Source organism: Paludibaculum fermentans (assembly GCF_051172195.1).
Lineage (GTDB): Bacteria > Acidobacteriota > Terriglobia > Bryobacterales > Bryobacteraceae > Paludibaculum > Paludibaculum fermentans_A.
In genome coordinates, this window is sequence record NZ_JBPJAQ010000002.1 from 1,018,116 (window position 1) to 1,035,575 (window position 17,460).

Below are 17,460 nucleotides of genomic sequence, written 5' to 3' on the forward strand. Positions count from 1 at the left end.
GGCTTATGCCTCCTCGGCCAGCACCTGGTTCACGGCGGTGAAGACCTTGCGCCAATTGCGCTTCTCCAGGGTGAGCTGAGTCCGGCCCTCGGGCGTGAGGGAGTAGAACTTGGCCCTGCGTCCGCTCTCCAGTGTGCCCCATTCACCGTCGAGCCAGCCCTTTTCGGCGAGACGGTGCAGGGCGGGGAAGAGCGAACCGGGGCCCACGACAAACACGCCGTTTGTGACCTGTTCGATGCGGTCGGAGATGCCGACTCCGTGCAGGGCTCCGGGTTCGACGGTGCGGAGAATGAGGAGGTCGAGAGTGCCTTGCAGCAACTCGGCGGGCTTTGACATGGGTCGATAATATCGACGGTCGATATCGATCGTCAATAGGAGGCGCGAAACGTTACAGCCATCACGTTGCACCCCGGCGCGGAGCGGGCTCGCAGGCTGCCGGATCCCCGCCCGCTCCGGTGGTCCAGTTGCTACTCCTGTGCGTGCGCGGCTTCGAGCGCCGCGATATCCAATTTCTTCATCTTCAGCATCGCCTGCATGACTTGCCTCGACTTTTTCGGGTCTGGTCCGCTGAGCAGCCGGCCCAGGGCTTCGGGGATCACCTGCCACGAGAGGCCGAACTTATCCTTCAGCCAGCCGCACTGGCTTTCCGATCCGCCCTCGGAAAGGGCATACCAGAACTTGTCCACCTCCTCCTGGGTCTTGCAGTCGATGGTGAATGAGATCGCTTCAGTGAAGTGGAAGTGCGGCCCGCCGTTGAGTGCGGTGAACAGCTGGCCGTCGAGTTCGAACTGTACGGTCATGACGCTGCCCGCCGGGCCGGGGCCCCCTTCGCCATAACGTGAGATCTTCACGATCCTGGAGTTTCTGAAGAGGGACGTATAGAGCTTCGCAGCCTCCTCGGCCTGGTTGTCGAACCAGAGAAAGGGAGTGATCTTATTCATGATGGTGGTTCTCCTTGGGTTGAAATCGTTAGGTTATGCATGGCTCGAGTGGGCGGGTGAGGCTTCGCCGCCCGGTCCCAGCACGAGGAATAGTCTTGCGCCCGCCCAGGAACACGGCAGCGAACTCAGGGCGAGCAGGACGGAGTACCAGTGGGGCCCAAACTCCGGACCCTTGTTCCAGGTGACAGCGGCGCCCAGCGTGGAAACTGCCAGGCCCACTGTCCCCATCACGGTGGCTTGCGGCAGCACCCAGGTTGGCGCCAGCCGCGACGTCAGGTAACTGCCGGCAATGGCGAGCAGGCAGCGGTAAGCGAGTGCGAAGGCAAACAGGGGATCGGACATCCTCTGCCCCATCGGGGGAAAGACCCCGGTGGCATGAAACAGCAGGTCAGCAGCGGTGGACGTCACTACAACGAAGACGAACCCCGCGAAAATGGCGCCTGCGCGCCGGGCCTTGGAAATGGACGGATTCATTGTCTATTCTCCTTGCGGGAGCGGGCCTCGAATGCCCCGCACTGGGACGGATGGGCGCCCCGTGTACTGCAATAGAGTCGAAGCCAGACACGCGATTTCGACACCCCTTCCGGAAAATTGCAACAAAAATCGGCGATCCGCACATTCTCATTCAAATTCCCTGGGACCTGTGATATTGGTTGTATATGCAACTAACGAATCTTCGCAGTATTCTGTTTCTGCTGATCGGCTCCACCTGCTTGTGGGCCCAGCCGCCGGCCGCGCCGAAAGTGACCCACGTCCTGGCGACCCTTTCAGTCAATCCCGGGATCACGAGGGAGCAGGTGTCGACTGTGATGCAGCACGAGGTGCGTGACACGGTGCAGCTCTACCTCGACGGGAAGATCGAGCAATGGTACGCGCGGGGCGACGGCAAGGGTGTTGTCCTCCTGATGGACTGCAAGACGGTGGAGGAAGCGAAGGCGATCCTGGAGACCCTGCCGCTGGTGAAGGCGCACTATGTGACGTTCGACTACATGCCTCTCGGGCCGTTGTCGCCGCTGCGCGTACTGCTCGCCCAGCCATCCCGTTAGGATCCAGATGCCGCCAAAGGCCAAATCGGAGCCGCGTCCGCTGCCCGATCTTCACTGCATGTGCGCCAATCTGAGGCGTGCGGCGCGCCTGGTGACGCAACTCTACAGCGAGGAAATGAGCGCGTCGCTGGAGCCGGCGCAATACTCTTTGCTGACTGCCCTCAAGGTGAGCAAATCCACCGGCCAGGCGGGGCTTGGGCGCATGCTGGGGCTCGACAAGACTACGCTTTCGCGGAATCTCAGGGTGCTTCTGCGGCGGCGCTGGATTGAACTGGCCGGGTCTGAGGACCGCCGCGAGCGCGGCTATCGGTTGACGGCGGAGGGGGACTCAATCCTTGCCGCTGCGACACCCGGCTGGCAGCGGGCACAGGAACGGCTGCGGTCCTCGTTGGCGCCGGGCGAATGGGACGTCCTGATGAGCATGTTTGGCCGCGTCGCCGAAGCCGCGCAAGCCGCTGGATCTGGCTCCAAACGGTCATCCGGAGGCTGACGTTGCTTCGGCGCGGCAGCCCGGACGCGGCCAGCCCGCCGCCTCTACCAGCGCACGAGCTCGACGCGGCGGTTCTTGGCCCGTTCCTCTTCCGACGTGTTCGACGCCGCGGGCGCATAAGGTCCGCAGCCAAATGAATCCATGCGGGCGGCTGCTACTCCGTACTTCGAGGTGAGTTCCCGGGCCACGGCCGCCGCCCGGCGCCGGCTGAGATCGAGGTTGTAATCGGGCTTGCCCTGATTGTCGGTATGGCCCACGACATGAATACTCAGTCGCGGGTTGTCCGTCATCAGCTTCCCGATCTCCTTCAGCGTCGGCTCAGAATCCGGGCGTAGCGTATCTTTATCGAGATCGAAGTTGATGCCGTAGAGCACGACCTTGCCCAAATCGTCGATCGACTTCGACATCTCCGCCGCATTCAGCAGCGTCATGTTCTTTTCCATCGCCTGCGGGGCAATGACGATCAGTTCGGCCAGCACGATGTCCTTCTGAACCGCGCTCTGCAGCCGCTCGGGAATCACCCCATCCTTATAACTGGTGACGAACAGGTAGAAATAGGTGGGCTTGGCGTCCTTTGACTTCGCCACCAGCAGGCGCTCCTGCGCCTCGTTGTACTCCAGGATCTGGCCGATCTGGTCTTCCTCCGAGACCTGGCTCAGGGTGGGGCCGAACCAGCCCCGCTCAGCAGTGCCCTTCTGATAGAGCGTCGTCAGGCCCAGTCGCTGAAACTCGAGCTGGTAGTTGCGGAACACCTCGGCCGGCGAACGGCCGGCGGGCGCCGCATAGGTATACCGGCTGATCAACCCGTCCACCTTCAGGCTCTTGGCAAATTTCGGCGGGCTGATTTCGGTGGGCGGGCCCAGCGGCAGCACGAACTCATCGAACTTCGCGGCCCGGAAGCCGATGATTTCGCTGCCGGTGTAGCGCTTGACCCCGGCGGGATCCTGCGACCCCGGGACGTCGGCCGCCAGGGCGGGGAGCGCGAGAGTGAGTGCGAACAGACCAAGTGCGGAGCCAGTGTGGGCAGTCATTGCATCCTCTGGACGCATTGTAGCCCAGCGGCTTCCGTGGGCCCGTTCGCGCCCAATCCGCTCTCAGAAAATCGGGTTACGCCCGGCCGGCGAAGCCGCGTGTCTCCGTCGAGACACGCACCTTCTCGCCTTCCTTGATGAAGAGTGGGACGCGGATCTCCAGGCCGGTTTCCAGGGTGGCCGGCTTGGTCACCGTGCCACTGGACGAATCGCCCTTCACTCCAGGCTCAGTCGACGTCACTTCCAGTTCGACGAAGGCCGGCAGTTCCAACCCGATGGGATTGCCGTTGTACTTGAGCATCTCCACGATGGCGCCGGCGATGAGGAAATCCTTGGCTCCGCCGAGCATGTCGTCAGAGAGCGAATGCGTCTCGAAGCTCTCCTGGTCGAGGAACTCCGCGCCGTCGCCGGTGCTGTAGAGAAACGAGGCTGCGACTCTTGACAGATCGGGTTCCTTGAACTTGTCGCTCGCCTTAAAGGTCTTCTCGAACACTGCGTTGGTGAGCAGGTTGCGGATCTTCAGGCGAACCAGCGTCTGGCCGCCCCGCGCGGTGGGCGTGTTGACCTCTGCCTCCAGGCAGGTGTACGGAATGTTCTCGTGCTCGAACAAAGTTCTACGCTTCACGCTGATCGCATCAATCAATACGGCCATAGACTCCTCAAGGGCGGATGTGCAGGGGAATGGAATGCAAGCCCAACTTCAATTTTCGCTCAAACCGGGTATTCCTTGCGAGCGGCGGCCTTCAGTTCCATCCCCCGCTCCTCTGCGGGCCGGTCGCGAGTTTACGGCACGTCGATCACATAGCCCGACAGGGTGAACAGGCCCGTCGCCTGCCCTACCGCCAGGTCGCGGGCGAGCAGCATGCATCCTCGATCACCAGCACCTATGCGGAGTTTGGCCGGAGTCGAGCTCACCAGCAGCTGAGTCCCATCCAGGATCCCTTGCGAGACCAGGGGCACAAAGGTGCCGAATCGAATTCCGCCGATCTTCAATCCTGCGTAAACAGATTGCCCGATGGGCACTCGAACCCGGGCCGTGACATGCTCCACGATGAGTCGCTTGCCTGCCGGCACGAGATCCAGACACTCATCGCTGGCGCGCAGCCCGTCGAATTGCAGAACCGTGATATCGCGAATGTAGAGCTCCGCGCGGTCGCCGTTATCCAGATCGCGAATGACCACCGGTTTGACTGACGCTGTCTGGGCTGTGCCAGGCAGTCCCAGGATGAGAGCCAGGATGATCACGAAGACACACGCGATCCATCCGATGTTTTTCTGCAGGAACATCATGTCAATCTCCTCCCTCCCACAAGAAAAAGCGTAAGTCTCGTCCGTCCTCCAGACGGAAGACAGGTTTCGTACGAAGGCGCACGAACTTCGGTTCAATCAGTGCAATCAGGTTTACCGAGGACCGGAGGCGTGGCGCCGCAGCCAGATCAGGCTGATGGCGGCAACCAGGCACAGTGATGAGCGCGGCGATGGTTCCGGGACGCTGGTGATGTCGCCGGTGATATCGATGGCGTACGCGCTGCTCCTATCGGAGCCAGTGGTCCAATCGTAGTAGCTGCCCAAGCCGGTGAAGCCGTCGCCTAGGGTTCCGCCGCCATAGTTTTCGGCGATGGACATGTTGAGGAAAACGCCTAGGGCGATCGTGTAGACGCCGGGCGCCAGCCCGCTCAACTCCAAGCGGGAGTCCCTGCAGGCGTCGTCCAGGTCCGGGCATTTGTCATCGTTTGAAGTCAGGAACACAGCAACTGGACCGGCGCCCTGGAACAGTGAGACATACGGGTCGAAGCCGCCCGCGGGGATCACAACTCCTGCGGCATTCGTGCCCCCTGCGAACCCCCAGCTCTCGACAATCAGGGAACCCGGAGCCGCGAGGTTGATTTCAAAGAGCAGGACGTCGTTTGGATTGCCTGGGTCGAGATTGCCTGTCAGCGAAATGACCCCTGCCTTGGCGCATAAACAGCCACAGAGGTACACCGCAAGAAGTCGAAGGAAGCGGCGCATGTCGTATCTGGCTGTGGAGTATATACCCGGCCTCCCGCCAGTTCAAGAGTTAAAGCTCCGAAATAAGACAAAGTGTAATGAGGGCTGCATCGTGCCCGGAGCCCGGGGCGCCTTGTGTGCCCGATATCCTGGTGGCATGCCACTCCTGCGCGGCAGGCTCGTCAGCGGCCTGGGCAACTTCGGATACTGGATTGGACAGTTGGCTGACCATTATGAGCGGAAGACCGGCATGCGTCTATATCCCGGAACGCTCAATGTGGAACTTCCGGAGCCCTACTCGCTGCCACCTGATCCCCTTCGACTGGAGGCCCATGAGGACGGCGGGCGGGTCTCTGTCAACATCATTCCGTGCCGCATTTTCGGTCGATCCGCGTTCCTGCTCCGGACGGACCAGAATGAGAACGGAACGGGCCACCATCCCCGCAACCTTATCGAAATCGCCACGGACATCCGGCTTCGCGATGCGTATTCGTTGCAGGATGGCGATCTTGTCGAAGTGGAACTGCCCTAGCCGCGGGCCGCACGATCTATTCGTAGCGGAGCGCGTCGATGCTCAGCGTTGGCCACACCCTCGCGCGCCGAATCAAGGCTAGCCTGGCCCTGGTCGACCCTGGCCTGCAGGGCCGCCGGATCGATGCGGGCGATCAATTGGTCTTTCGTCACCTTTGTGTTGAAGTCGGCGTACAACGACTGGATGGTGCCTGAAACCTGCGAACCGATTTGTACGGTGACCACCGCGTTGGGACTGCCCGTGGCCGAGATGGCTACGTTGATGTCCCCGTGTTCGACAGCGGCCGTCCGGAATTGTGTGCCGCCGCTCTGTTCGAGATACACCCAGGCTCCGAAGCCGGCCAAAGCACACGATCCAAGCAATAGCAACGCGGCTGATTTCCTCTGCATACTGAGGGTTTGATGGGCACGTTCGAGGCCAACGATCAGGACGGGCCGGACCAGTTTGCTGCTGAAATGCGAGGAACTGCGGGGCGTAGCGAGGGGGTGGCTGAGAAGGGGTAGCCGCTCGCACGGCAAAGACTGGTGGGCCAGGCTGATCCCGCGACCCTATTTGGTCAATTGACCAGTTGAGGTCGATAGCAGCAGCAAGGGGGCGCTGGAAAACGGTTGGGGCAGGGTTGGTTGTGAGTTGCAGCCCGCACGAATGCGCGGGCCGGGAACTAGCCAGATGGCCAACGCGCGCGCGGTTCAGGACGTGGGGGTAAAGACATCCATGGCGCGCGAGGTGATTTTGCCGTTCAGCCGAGAAGCCCCTTGCGGGGCTTCCCTTCGTTTCCTGGGATAGGCACGCCGAATAGAAGGCTTTGTGCCGGGGAGACGACTCTACCCTCCTCCAGACCGCCCAGTCATCAATATGTGATCGTGACCAGCTGTCAACTGAGGTAGATGCCTGCGCTGTCAAGAGCACGAGAATGGCCGCAACCGAGGGTGTGCCTGGTGCATGGGCTGGGAAGCGGCAACCACTCGAACGTCCACTGCGATCAGGCAGCGCTCCGCGACACGCATGGATGTGGAGAGCGAATTGCATCTCTCCACGCTTCAGGAAGACGGGCGGACAGCCGTGCCGGCTTGGAAATGGAGTTCGCTCGGGAATCAGGGGCAGTCGAATTGAGTCGTCTCGACACCGGAAGATTCACGCGTAACGGAGCTTACTCCGTAGGACTTGAGGGTATCTCGAGATGGCAACAGACTGTTTCGCTGTGGCCGGCCTCCCCACGACCGCGGACGTGCTGTGCCCGGTCCGCACGAGCACTCAAGGAAGGACCGGCTGTGTGTGGCAGCTGCAGAGGGGCGTCCGGAGAAGTTGAAGCTGGACAGAGATGCAAGGTCAAGTAACACCGTTTGACAGCTTTTGGGACCGGCCTCTCGCGGACCTGCTGCAGCAGCTGCAGGCCACGCCGGCCGGCCTGAATTCAGAGGAAGCGCGGCAGCGGCTGCGGCAACATGGTCCCAACACGTTGGTGCGGGAGTCGCGTTTCGCCACGCTGATCAGCATCCTGCGCAGTTTCGCCAATCCTCTGGTGATCATCCTCATCGCCGCGAGCTCCGTCTCGCTGGTGATGGGTGACCCTCTGAGCGGCCTGATCATCATTGCCATGGTTCTGCTCAGCGTGCTGCTGAATTTCTTCATGGAGTTCCAGGCGAAGCACGCCGTGGATGAGATCCGCAAGCAGGTGGCCACCACCGCCGCCGTCGTGCGTGATGGCAAGGAACAGGAATTGCCGGTGGCGGATCTGGTTCCAGGCGATATTATCCGGCTGAATGCGGGGGACCTTGTGCCGGCGGACTGCCGCCTGCTGGATGTCAGGGACCTGCACGTACGCGAGTCCGCCCTCACCGGAGAATCGCTGCCGGTGGAGAAGACCGCGGACAACTTGCCAGTTGGAAAGCACAGTGCTGTGGAAGCGAGAAACAGCGTGTTCCTGAGCACGGCGGTTCAGACCGGCCTGGGTACGGCTGTCGTAGTCTGCACCGGACGCGACACAGCCCTGGGCGGGATTGCCCAACGACTGGCCGCGCGGCCGCCGGAAACCGAATTTGGGCGGGGCATACGCCAGTTCGGAATGATGATCACGCGCGTGATCATGGCGCTCGTCCTGTTTGTGCTGCTGGTGAATGTCCTGCTGCACCGGCCGCTGCTCGAATCATTCCTGTTCGCAGTAGCGCTCGCGGTTGGCATGACCCCGGAGATGATGCCGTTGATCATTACCGTCACGCTGGCCCAGGGCGCGAGACGGATGGCGAAGAAGAAGGTGCTGGTCAAACAGCTCTCGGCCATCGAGGACTTCGGCAGTGTGACGATCCTGTGCAGCGACAAGACGGGGACGCTCACAGAAGGAGAGATTGTCCTGGACCGGCACGTGGACCTGGACGGTAAGGATGATGACAATGTCCTGCGCCTGGTCTACTTGAACAGCTACTTCGAGGCCGGCATCAAGAGCCCGCTGGACGAGGCGGTCCTGAAGCACGAACGTCCTTCGATAGTGGAATACGAAAAGCTCGACGAGATTCCCTTTGACTTCAGCCGGAAGCGTCTATCTGTGGTGGTGCAGCACGGGGCAGAGATTCAGTTGGTGACCAAAGGCGAGGCCGAGAGCGTATTTGGCATCTGCCAGACGGTCCTCGTGGATGGTGCCGTGCAGCCGTTCGATGCCGCGCGCCAGGCGAACGCGGCCGAGACGTTCCAGCGCCTGAGTGCTGACGGATACCGCGTGCTGGGGGTGGCGGTAAAGAACGTGGAGGGGCAGGCCAGCTACGCCCCGGTCGCGGAGCAGGAGATGACGCTCGCCGGGTTTGCGGCGTTCCTCGATCCGCCCAAAGAGGGCATTCACGCCGTGCTCGAATCGCTGAAACAGAATGGCGTCTCGATTGTCGTGATGACCGGGGACAACCAGTATGTGACTCAGAAGGTAGCCCGCGATGTGGGGTTGCCGGCAGAGATCATCGTTACTGGCGGCCAGGTGGACACAATGGACGACGCAGCCTTGGCCGTTCAAGCCGAGAACGGTGCAATTTTCGCGCGTGTCTCTCCAGAGCAGAAGAACCGGGTGATTCTTGCACTGAAGGCGCGCGGACACGTTGTCGGCTATATGGGGGACGGGATCAATGACGCTCCATCCCTGCATACAGCCGACGTCGGCATCTCCGTGATGAATGGCGTCGGCGTAGCGAAGGAATCGGCCAAGATCATCCTGCTCGAGAAAGACCTGGCGGTGTTGAACGAGGGGGTGGTGGAGGGGCGCCGCTGCTTCGCGAACATCATGAAGTACATAGTGATGGGCACGAGTTCGAATTTCGGTAACATGTTCAGCATGGCAGGCGCATCGCTATTTCTACCATTTCTTCCGATGCTTCCGACCCAGGTCCTGCTGAATAACTTCCTCTACGACATCTCGCAGATCAGTATCCCCAGCGACAATGTCGATCCAGCACTGTTGCGCCAACCCAAGCGATGGCAGATTGGCTTCATTCGCCAGTTCATGACGATCATTGGCCCCATCAGTTCGGTCTACGACTTCCTGACCTTCGGAATTCTACTTTGGGGCTTCCATGCGTGGGCCAACGCCTCGCTGTTTCGCACCGCGTGGTTTGTCGAATCCCTGGCGACGCAGACGCTGGTCGTGTTTGTCATTCGAACAGCCGGTAACCCGCTGAAGAGCAGGCCGAGCTCACCTTTGATGATTGCCGTGTTTTCGATCGTGGCCATCGCAACTGTGTTGCCGTATACCCCCCTGGGCGGGCTGTTGAGCCTCGTCCCACTTCCGCTGCCACTGCTGGGCGCGATCACCGCCCTGGCCATTACTTACCTTTTCGTCGTGCAGGTCGTGAAGACCTGGTTCTACCGCAAACACGCCCTGTTATAGACCCCAATGCCTGAAAACCTCAACGCTGAAGAGACTGCACCGCACGCAAGGGTGGCGGCAGATGTCGCCTCCGCAATGGGTACCGACACCACCGCCGGACTGAGCTCATCCGAAGCCCAGGCACGCCTCGAACGCCTCGGCGCCAATGAACTGGAGCGCGAAGCCGCTGTCTCCGCCTGGCGGCGGTTTCTACTGCAATTCAAAGACGCCCTTGTCCTGCTGCTGGTGGCCGCCGCGGTCATCTCGTGTATCGTTTGGGCCGTTGAGCGGGAAACCAGTCTGCCCTACGAGGGCCTGGTCATCATCACGATTCTGCTCCTGAATGCGATTCTCGGATTCCTCCAGGAAGGGCAAGCGGAGAAGGCTTTGGCCTCCTTGCGGGCGATGGCAGCGCCCGAGGCCAGTTTGGTCCGGGACGGAGTACAGCGCCGGCTAGTCACCCGCGACCTGGTGCCGGGCGACTTGCTCATCATCAATGAAGGCGACACCGTGCCTGCCGACGCGCGGCTCCTTGCCGTGGCCGAACTGCAGACGCTGGAGGCTTCTCTCACCGGCGAGAGTTCGCCCGTTACCAAAAGCACTCAGCCGGTAGCGAGTGATGCTGGCATCGGCGACCGTCTGAACATGATCTTCGCCGGCACCACCGTCAGTTTTGGGCACGGCCGGGCAGTGGTGACCGCCACGGGGATGAGCACGGAACTGGGCCGGATCGCCGGCATGTTGAAGACCACGAAGTCCCCTACGACGCCGCTACAGCGGGAGCTCGACCGGCTGGGTAAGCAACTGGGGACCACCGTGGTTGTCATTGCCGCGGTGGTGGTGGCTTCCCTGCTGATGCTGTACGGAGCACACGACGCGGCCACGGTTGTTCAGGTACTAATGTTCGGCGTGGCGCTTGCCGTGGCGGCGGCGCCAGAAGGGCTGGCGGCCGTGGTCACCGTGGTGCTGGCGATGGGGGTGCAACGAATGGCTCGGCGCGGCGCGATTGTGCGCAAACTGCCAGCCGTGGAAGCGCTGGGCTCCGCCACCATCATCGCGTCTGACAAGACCGGCACGCTGACTCGGAATGAGATGACAGTGCGGGTATTGGTCACCGCGGCCGGGCGAGTGGACGTGACCGGTACGGGCTACTCGCCTGAGGGAGCTTTGCTGCCGCAGGGCTTGCAGGAGCTATCGGGCGCCTGGAAGCAGGAGACGGATCAGTTGCTGCAGGCGGCCGTTCTGGCCAACAACGCCCAGCTCAATGAGAAGCAGGGTGCCTGGAGTATCCAGGGAGATCCAACCGAAGGTGCACTGCTTTCGGCGGCACGGAAGGCGGGCCTGGAGGCCGGTGAGACCCGCGGGAGATTTCCGCGGCTCTCGGAAGCGGCGTTCTCGTCTGAGCGCAAGCTGATGAGTACCGTGAATCAGGACGGCGGACCCTCTGGACACCGCCTCCTCTTCACGAAAGGCGCACCGGGTACGCTGCTGGAACGCTGCACACACGAACTCTCCGGCGAGAAGGCAGTGCCACTGACACCGGAACGTAGGGCGCAGATTCTCCTGATCACGGAGGAGATGGCGGCGGAGGCCCTGCGCACACTGGGCACCGCCTCCCGGTCGTTGGACTCCGAAGACTCCGCCAAGGAGGCAGGGCGGAAGGCCTCTGAGTTCGAGCACGGCCTCACCTTTCTGGGCTTGATTGGGATGATCGATCCGCCACGTCCTGAGGCAGGCGCGGCCGTCGAGCGGGCGAAGGCTGCCGGGATCCGGCCCATGCTGATTACCGGCGACCACCCCGGTACGGCGGTTGCTATCGCCAGGGAGCTAGGCATCTCGTCCGACGATCGAGTCCTCACGGGCACGGAGCTCGAACGGATGTCCGAGCCGGAACTGGCAAAGGCCACCCAAGAGATCTCCGTCTATGCGCGCGTCAATCCCAAGCACAAGCTGAGAATTGTGAAAGCATTGCAGGGCAATGGCGAGATTGTCGCCATGACCGGCGATGGTGTGAATGACGCCCCGGCGCTGAAGTCGTCCGATATCGGGGTAGCCATGGGGATCACGGGCACCGACGTCTCGAAGGAAGCGGCGGATCTCGTGCTCACCGACGACAACTTCGCCACCATCGTCGCGGCGGTGGAAGAGGGCCGGGCGGTCTTTTCCAACATCCGGAAGTTTCTCGAGTACCTGTTGTCGTCGAACGCAGGCGAGGTACTGACGGTCTTCCTGTCCGTGGTGCTGGCACGGCCGCTGGGGCTTGGCGACAAGGGAACACTGGTCCTGCCGCTGCTGGCCACACAGATCCTTTGGATCAACCTTCTGACCGACGGAGCCCCGGCGCTGGCACTCGGAGTCGACCCTGCTGAGCCGGATCTGATGCGACGGCCGCCCCGCCCCAGGAGCGAGGGTGTCATCAACGCAAAGATGCGCTGGGACATCGCGATTGTGGGCCTGGTGATGGCGGCCGGTACGCTGCTGGTTTTCGACGCGGCGCTACCCGGCGGTTTCTTTGAAGGGCCCGGTGGTATCGAGTACGGGCGGACCATGGCCTTCACCACCCTGATGCTGTTCCAGTTGTTCAACGCCTTCAACGCGCGATCGGATGCGCAGAGCGCTTTCCGCGGACTATTTCGGAATGGCTGGATGTGGGCTGCCGTGGGGTTGTCTATTGCCCTGCACTTCCTGGTCATCTATGTGCCATTTCTGCAGGCCGCTTTTGGCACGGTGAGGTTGAGTGGCGGGGATTGGTTCCGCTCCATTGCCGTCGCCAGCAGCGTGTTGTGGATCGTGGAAGGCATGAAGCTCGTGGCTCGGATCAAGCAGCGGCCCGAAACAGCGGAGCGCGCGGGGGAGGACTCTCCGGTGGCGCGACAGTCACCGGGGTCGACCAACGCCGCCGCTTGATCATCGACGCAGAGATCCCGCAAAGGCTGCGCGGAGGCCGCCTGCTTGGAGCGCGGCACCCCCGCATTGATATGGTGGATGGATGGTCGAAGGAGTTTCTGAATCCACCCGGCGTGAATATGCCGCGCGGATGAACAGGGTGGTGGACCACGTCCAGGCCCATCTCACCGAACCCCTCGATTTGGAGCGCCTGGCGGCTGTCGCCTGCTTCAGCCCCTTTCACTTCCATCGCCTGTTTAGCGCCTGGATGGGCGAGACCCTGCAGTCGTTTGTGCATAGGCTGCGCCTGGAGCGCGCGGCTCAATTGCTGGTATTCCATCGCCTCCGCAGCATCTCGGACATCGCCGTGGAATGCGGCTTCTCCAGTGCCAGTGCCTTTGCCCGCGCCTTCAAGGCCGGCTACGGTGTACCCGCCGGCGAATGGCGGAATCGCAAGATCTGTCAAACGAATAGCAAGCCGTGCGAAGCGGAAACGCCTGCATCCCTGGGATTCTCGAAACTGCCGGGCCATCCCGCCCGCCACCAGGAGCATCCCATGACCAACACTACCCTGCACGTTCAAGTGCGCCGCCTGGCGCCGCTCACCATTGCCTACCTCCGCCACATCGGCGCCTACAAGGGCGACACCGAGCTGTTCCGCCGCCTCTTCACCAAGCTCTTCACTTGGGCCGGACCGCGCGGCCTCATGCCGCCGGACTTCCGTTACCTCAGCCTGTTTCAGGACAACCCCAACCTCACACCCGCCGCCAGGCAGCGCCTGGAAGTTGCCCTCGTGGTGCCTGCGGGCACGGCGCCCAGCGGCGAGATTGGGGTCCGGACCTTGGAGGGCGGTCTCTACGCCACCGCGCAGGTCCGCGTCCAATTGCAGGACTATGCCGCCCAGTGGGATGCCCTGGTCGCGGACTGGCTGCCCGCCAGCGGTTATCAGCCCGATCACCGGCCTGCGATGGAGTTCTATCTCAACAATCCGGATACGGACCCGGAAGGCCGCTACCACATCGAGATGTGTCTGCCCCTGCGGCCGCTCTGAACTCAGAGTGGCAGCGCGCGTGCTGCGGCGATTATCCTGTGGATCTGGACCCCCATGCTTCCCGCTCATCGATTTGCCGAAACCAATGGCATTCGCATGCACTATGCCCAGCAGGGCTCTGGACCCCTGGTTCTGCTCCTGCACGGCTTCCCCGAACTCTGGTACGCATGGCGTCACCAGTTTGAGCCGCTCGTCGCGGCGGGCTACCGCGTCGTCGCACCCGATCTGCGGGGCTACGGCCAAACCAGCTGTCCCGAGCCGCTGGAGGCCTACGACATCTTTCAACTCACGGGTGACATCGTCGGCCTGGTCCATGCTTTGGGCGAATCGACAGCCGTCATCGTTGGGCACGACTGGGGCGCCTGGATCGCTGCCCACCTCGCCCTGCTGCGCCAGGACATGTTCCGCGCGCTTGCGCTGCTCAGCGTGCCCTATGTCCCGCGCCGTCCAGTAAATCAGACCCAGTGGGAACAGCAGGCCTACCCGGGCAAGGTCTTCTATCAGGCCGGGCTCCGGTCGCCGATGGTCGACCAGTACCTGAAATACGATGTCCGTGCCAGCATTCTGCGCGGGCTCTATTCGCTGTCCGCGGAAGCAGGTCCCGAGGAGCGCTTTCAGCCGGTTCGCGAACCCGGTCCTCCGTCCAGCCCCCCTCCTGCCAAGTGCCCTTCGTGGATCACCGAGGAAGACGTGGATGTCTTCGCCGGCGAGTTCCAGCGCACCGGCTTCACCGGTGGCCTCAACTACTACCGCAACATGGATCGCAATTGGGCGCTGACGCCGTTTCTGGACGGTGCGAAGATCCTGCAGCCCGCGCTGTTCATCGCCGGCGAGCAGGATCCTGTACTGGAGTTTCTCCGTCCCGAATATGATGCGCTGGAAGAAAACGTGCCGAACTTGACGAAAAAGGTCCTGCTGCCCGGCGCGGGTCACTGGACGCAGCAGGAGCGCCCCAACGAGGTGAATCGGCTGCTTCTGGAGTTCCTGGCCGGACTCTGACCCACCGGGCCAGCTACCGGCCTGGGCCGTCCGCACGCGCCGGCCGCTCTGCGCAACTGAACGGCGGCGTCCCGGAATCGCACACTTTCGTCGCCTCTCAGCTCAATAGAATCAATAGATAAGATGGTGGCAGCAGACGTGCCGGTCTGAATTAGTGACATGTGGTACCTTTGGACGCAATTCGGTTCTGCCATTCGCCTGCTGCGCAATCGGCCTGCCTTCTCGGCGATCGTCGTGGGCACGCTAGCCCTGGGCATTGCCGCCAACACCACGGTTTTCGCCTGGGTGGATTCGCTCCTGCTGCGGCCGATTCCGGGTGTCGTCCAGCCTGACGAATTGCTTGCCGTCGAGGCCTCTTCGCCCACCAACCCCCGCATTGGCCAGCTCCAGCATCCTGACTTCCGCGATTTCCAGCGCCAGATGACGTCCGCCGCCGGCGTCGTCGCTTCCCACCTGGCCTTCTTCACCGTAGGCCCCGTCGACCATCCTCGGCGCGTACTGGGACAAGTGGTGTCGGCCAACTACTTCGATGTCCTCGGGGTCAAACCGGCCCTCGGCCGCATGCTGCTCACCGCGGAGGACCGGGACGAAAAAGGCGCCTACGCCGTCGCCGTGATCAGCCACCGTTTCTGGGTGAGCTACTTCCGCGGCGATCCCGGCGTGGTGGGGCGGTCGGCCCGCATCAACGGCCAGCAGTATGTGATCGTGGGCGTCGCGCCAGCCAACTTCGCCGGCACCTATGGCGGAGCCGCGTTCGACGTTTGGATTCCACTCAGCCGCATTGTGGAGGCCGGCGCCCTGAATACGTGGGCCGCCGCTGACCGCAATGCCCGCTTCCTGGATGTCATCATCCGCCGCAAGTCCGACGCCTCACTGGCCCAGGTCCGGGCGGAAGCTGCGGCGGTCGGGGCGCGCATCGCCGCCGCCTTTCCCGATACGCACCGCGGCATTGGGGCCACGGTCGTTCCCATGGCCGATGCCACCTTTGGACTGCAGGCCAGCCTCGGCAGTCCCCTCCGCCTGTTGATGGCAGTATGCGCACTGGTCCTGATGATTGCCTGCGCCAATGTGGCCAACCTGCTGATGGCGCGTTCCGTGAGCCGCCAGCGGGAGTTCGGCATCCGCATCGCCCTCGGTGCCGGCCGCACCGCGCTGCTGCGGCAGATCTTCTTTGAAGTGCTCGTCCTGGCGGGTGCCGGAGCCGTGGTCGGAGTTCTGCTGGCGCAGTGGCTGGGCGAATCGCTATTCCAGGTGATGCCCATCTTCGACCCGACGCTCCGCGAGGCGATCGAGCCGCTGCTGCGCCCGGAGCCGCGTCCAATGGTCCTTGCCTTTTCGGCCCTGGTGGCGATCGTGGCCGCCTTTTGCTCCACCCTCCTGCCTGCGCTGTACGCCGCCCGGGTGGATGTCAACGAATCTCTAAAGGACGGCTCGCGAAGCGGCACCCCTGGTGTCCGCACCCACCGTGCCCGCGCCGTGCTCGTGGTGGCCGAGGTGGCCCTCGCCTCCATGGCCCTGGTGGGGGCGGGCCTGGCCGTCAATGCCTTCCAGAAGCTGTCCCGCGCCCGCCTCGGCTTTGAGCCCCGCAACGTGCTGACGGCGCAGTTCCACCTCTCCACCAATGGCTATTCGCTCAAGCAGGAGCGGGCCTTCTCCCAGCAGCTCAGTGCCCGCCTGCGGTCTGCCCCGGGCATCGACCAGGTGGCCTACGCCAACGGGATGCCGCTGTCCATCTTCGGTTCCACCAGCGATCGGATTCGCGTCCCCGGCACGGCAAATACGCAGGGTGTGGTCTCGGTCTATGCGACCGCGGTCTCCCCTGGCTACTTCGACCTGATGAAGATTCCGCTCTTGGAGGGCCGCGATTTCGCCGCACAGGATGACGCCACGCACCCCCGGGTCGTCATCGTCAACCAGACCCTGGCCCAGCGTTTCTTCCCGGGCCTGAACGCCATCGGCCGCAAGCTGCGCGTGAACAATGACGAATGCACCGTCATCGGCATCGCGAGGGACAGCAAAATCCGCAGTCCTCGCGAAGGCGCAACGCCGGCAGTCTTCGCGTCATTCGGCCAGAGTTTCTACTCCGGCCACAACAATTTCCTTTTCATCCGCACCCGCGACTTCGACTCTGCCCGCGAAACGCTGCGGCGGGAAGTCCAGGCGATGGACAGCAACCGTGCGTTGTATGAGCCTTCGACGCTGGCCGAGCAGACCCAGGCGGGCCTGTTTGGCGAGCGCGTCGCCGCCGCGATGCTCTCCGCTCTCGCCCTGCTGGCCCTGCTGCTGGCCGCGGTCGGGCTGTACAGCGTGATGGCTTATGCAGTCAATGAACGCACGAGGGAGATCGGTGTGCGCATGGCCCTGGGGGCGCAGCGGCGGCAGGTGTTCGCGATGGTGCTGAACAATGCCCTGGTCTTGACGCTGACGGGGCTGTTCGCTGGTGTGGCCGCCGCCATCGCGGCCGCCCGGGTGGTCTCGAGTACCGTCGAATCCGGCCTCGACCTCGCCGGCCCCGAAGTGTACGCCATCGCGGGCCTTCTCGTATTACTGGTAACTCTGCTGGCTACCTGCCTGCCGGCACGGCGAGCCACACGAATCGATCCAATGTCGGCGTTACGGGCTGAGTAGCCGGCCAGCCTCTTCCGCCGGAA

Annotated in this window: 16 protein-coding genes; 8 read left to right on the top strand and 8 right to left on the bottom strand. The window is 62.8% G+C overall.

What is annotated here, in order from left to right:
- Window positions 1-3: 3 nt before the first annotated feature.
- The 3 genes from ACR9Y2_RS30740 to ACR9Y2_RS30750 all read right to left on the bottom strand — a co-directional run bounded on the left by ACR9Y2_RS30740 (window position 4) and on the right by ACR9Y2_RS30750 (window position 1,415).
- Entirely contained in the window at window positions 4-336 is a 333-nt protein-coding gene (locus ACR9Y2_RS30740; RefSeq protein ID WP_435045703.1) for a PadR family transcriptional regulator, read from the bottom strand.
- A 131-nt stretch (window positions 337-467) separates the two neighbouring features.
- A complete protein-coding gene (locus tag ACR9Y2_RS30745) occupies window positions 468-941 on the bottom strand; it encodes a VOC family protein (protein ID WP_435045704.1) in 474 nt (157 codons plus the stop codon).
- Window positions 942-974: 33 nt separating this feature from the next.
- Window positions 975-1,415, bottom strand: a complete 441-nt coding sequence (locus tag ACR9Y2_RS30750; protein ID WP_435045705.1) for a hypothetical protein — start codon at window positions 1,413-1,415, stop codon at window positions 975-977.
- A 185-nt stretch (window positions 1,416-1,600) separates the two neighbouring features.
- Here ACR9Y2_RS30750 and ACR9Y2_RS30755 point away from each other — a divergent pair, with 185 nt between their 5' ends.
- Together ACR9Y2_RS30755 and ACR9Y2_RS30760 are read left to right on the top strand one after the other, a co-directional pair.
- Window positions 1,601-1,987, top strand: coding sequence for a hypothetical protein (locus ACR9Y2_RS30755; RefSeq protein WP_435045706.1), 387 nt, complete (start codon window positions 1,601-1,603; stop codon window positions 1,985-1,987).
- Between the two features lie 7 nt (window positions 1,988-1,994).
- Window positions 1,995-2,477, top strand: coding sequence for a MarR family winged helix-turn-helix transcriptional regulator (locus ACR9Y2_RS30760; protein ID WP_435045707.1), 483 nt, complete (start codon window positions 1,995-1,997; stop codon window positions 2,475-2,477).
- 44 nt (window positions 2,478-2,521) lie between these two features.
- Here ACR9Y2_RS30760 and ACR9Y2_RS30765 read toward each other — a convergent pair whose 3' ends face one another.
- The 4 genes from ACR9Y2_RS30765 to ACR9Y2_RS30780 all read right to left on the bottom strand — a co-directional run bounded on the left by ACR9Y2_RS30765 (window position 2,522) and on the right by ACR9Y2_RS30780 (window position 5,518).
- Window positions 2,522-3,508: an OmpA family protein gene (locus ACR9Y2_RS30765; RefSeq protein ID WP_435045708.1), complete on the bottom strand. Its 987-nt coding sequence runs from the start codon at window positions 3,506-3,508 to the stop codon at window positions 2,522-2,524.
- A gap of 76 nt (window positions 3,509-3,584) precedes the next feature.
- Window positions 3,585-4,160 (bottom strand): elongation factor P, encoded by a 576-nt coding sequence (locus ACR9Y2_RS30770; protein WP_435045709.1) that lies wholly within the window; start codon window positions 4,158-4,160, stop codon window positions 3,585-3,587.
- 131 nt (window positions 4,161-4,291) lie between these two features.
- Complete coding sequence (locus tag ACR9Y2_RS30775) at window positions 4,292-4,798, bottom strand: hypothetical protein (RefSeq protein ID WP_435045710.1); 507 nt, start codon at window positions 4,796-4,798, stop codon at window positions 4,292-4,294.
- Window positions 4,799-4,909: 111 nt separating this feature from the next.
- Window positions 4,910-5,518 carry a DVUA0089 family protein gene (locus ACR9Y2_RS30780; protein WP_435045711.1) on the bottom strand — a complete coding sequence of 203 codons (609 nt, stop codon included), beginning with the start codon at window positions 5,516-5,518 and terminating at the stop codon, window positions 4,910-4,912.
- Window positions 5,519-5,654: 136 nt separating this feature from the next.
- Here ACR9Y2_RS30780 and ACR9Y2_RS30785 point away from each other — a divergent pair, with 136 nt between their 5' ends.
- Window positions 5,655-6,029 (top strand): DUF120 domain-containing protein, encoded by a 375-nt coding sequence (locus tag ACR9Y2_RS30785; RefSeq protein WP_435045712.1) that lies wholly within the window; start codon window positions 5,655-5,657, stop codon window positions 6,027-6,029.
- On the opposite strand, the gene ACR9Y2_RS30790 is transcribed toward ACR9Y2_RS30785, so the two are convergent.
- Window positions 6,026-6,418 carry a biotin/lipoyl-binding protein gene (locus tag ACR9Y2_RS30790; RefSeq protein ID WP_435045713.1) on the bottom strand — a complete coding sequence of 131 codons (393 nt, stop codon included), beginning with the start codon at window positions 6,416-6,418 and terminating at the stop codon, window positions 6,026-6,028. The two genes, ACR9Y2_RS30785 and ACR9Y2_RS30790, sit on opposite strands and share 4 nt — an antisense overlap.
- A gap of 932 nt (window positions 6,419-7,350) precedes the next feature.
- Between ACR9Y2_RS30790 and mgtA the strand changes: the two genes are divergently transcribed.
- The 5 genes from mgtA to ACR9Y2_RS30815 all read left to right on the top strand — a co-directional run bounded on the left by mgtA (window position 7,351) and on the right by ACR9Y2_RS30815 (window position 17,437).
- Window positions 7,351-9,894 carry a magnesium-translocating P-type ATPase gene (gene mgtA, locus ACR9Y2_RS30795; RefSeq protein ID WP_435045714.1) on the top strand — a complete coding sequence of 848 codons (2,544 nt, stop codon included), beginning with the start codon at window positions 7,351-7,353 and terminating at the stop codon, window positions 9,892-9,894.
- 6 nt (window positions 9,895-9,900) lie between these two features.
- Complete coding sequence (locus ACR9Y2_RS30800; protein WP_435045715.1) at window positions 9,901-12,780, top strand: cation-translocating P-type ATPase; 2,880 nt, start codon at window positions 9,901-9,903, stop codon at window positions 12,778-12,780.
- Window positions 12,781-12,862: 82 nt separating this feature from the next.
- Window positions 12,863-13,810 (top strand): AraC family transcriptional regulator, encoded by a 948-nt coding sequence (locus ACR9Y2_RS30805; protein ID WP_435045716.1) that lies wholly within the window; start codon window positions 12,863-12,865, stop codon window positions 13,808-13,810.
- A 54-nt stretch (window positions 13,811-13,864) separates the two neighbouring features.
- A complete protein-coding gene (locus tag ACR9Y2_RS30810; RefSeq protein ID WP_435045717.1) occupies window positions 13,865-14,809 on the top strand; it encodes an alpha/beta fold hydrolase in 945 nt (314 codons plus the stop codon).
- 159 nt (window positions 14,810-14,968) lie between these two features.
- Window positions 14,969-17,437: an ABC transporter permease gene (locus ACR9Y2_RS30815; protein WP_435045718.1), complete on the top strand. Its 2,469-nt coding sequence runs from the start codon at window positions 14,969-14,971 to the stop codon at window positions 17,435-17,437.
- The last annotated feature ends 23 nt before the right edge of the window (window positions 17,438-17,460 follow it).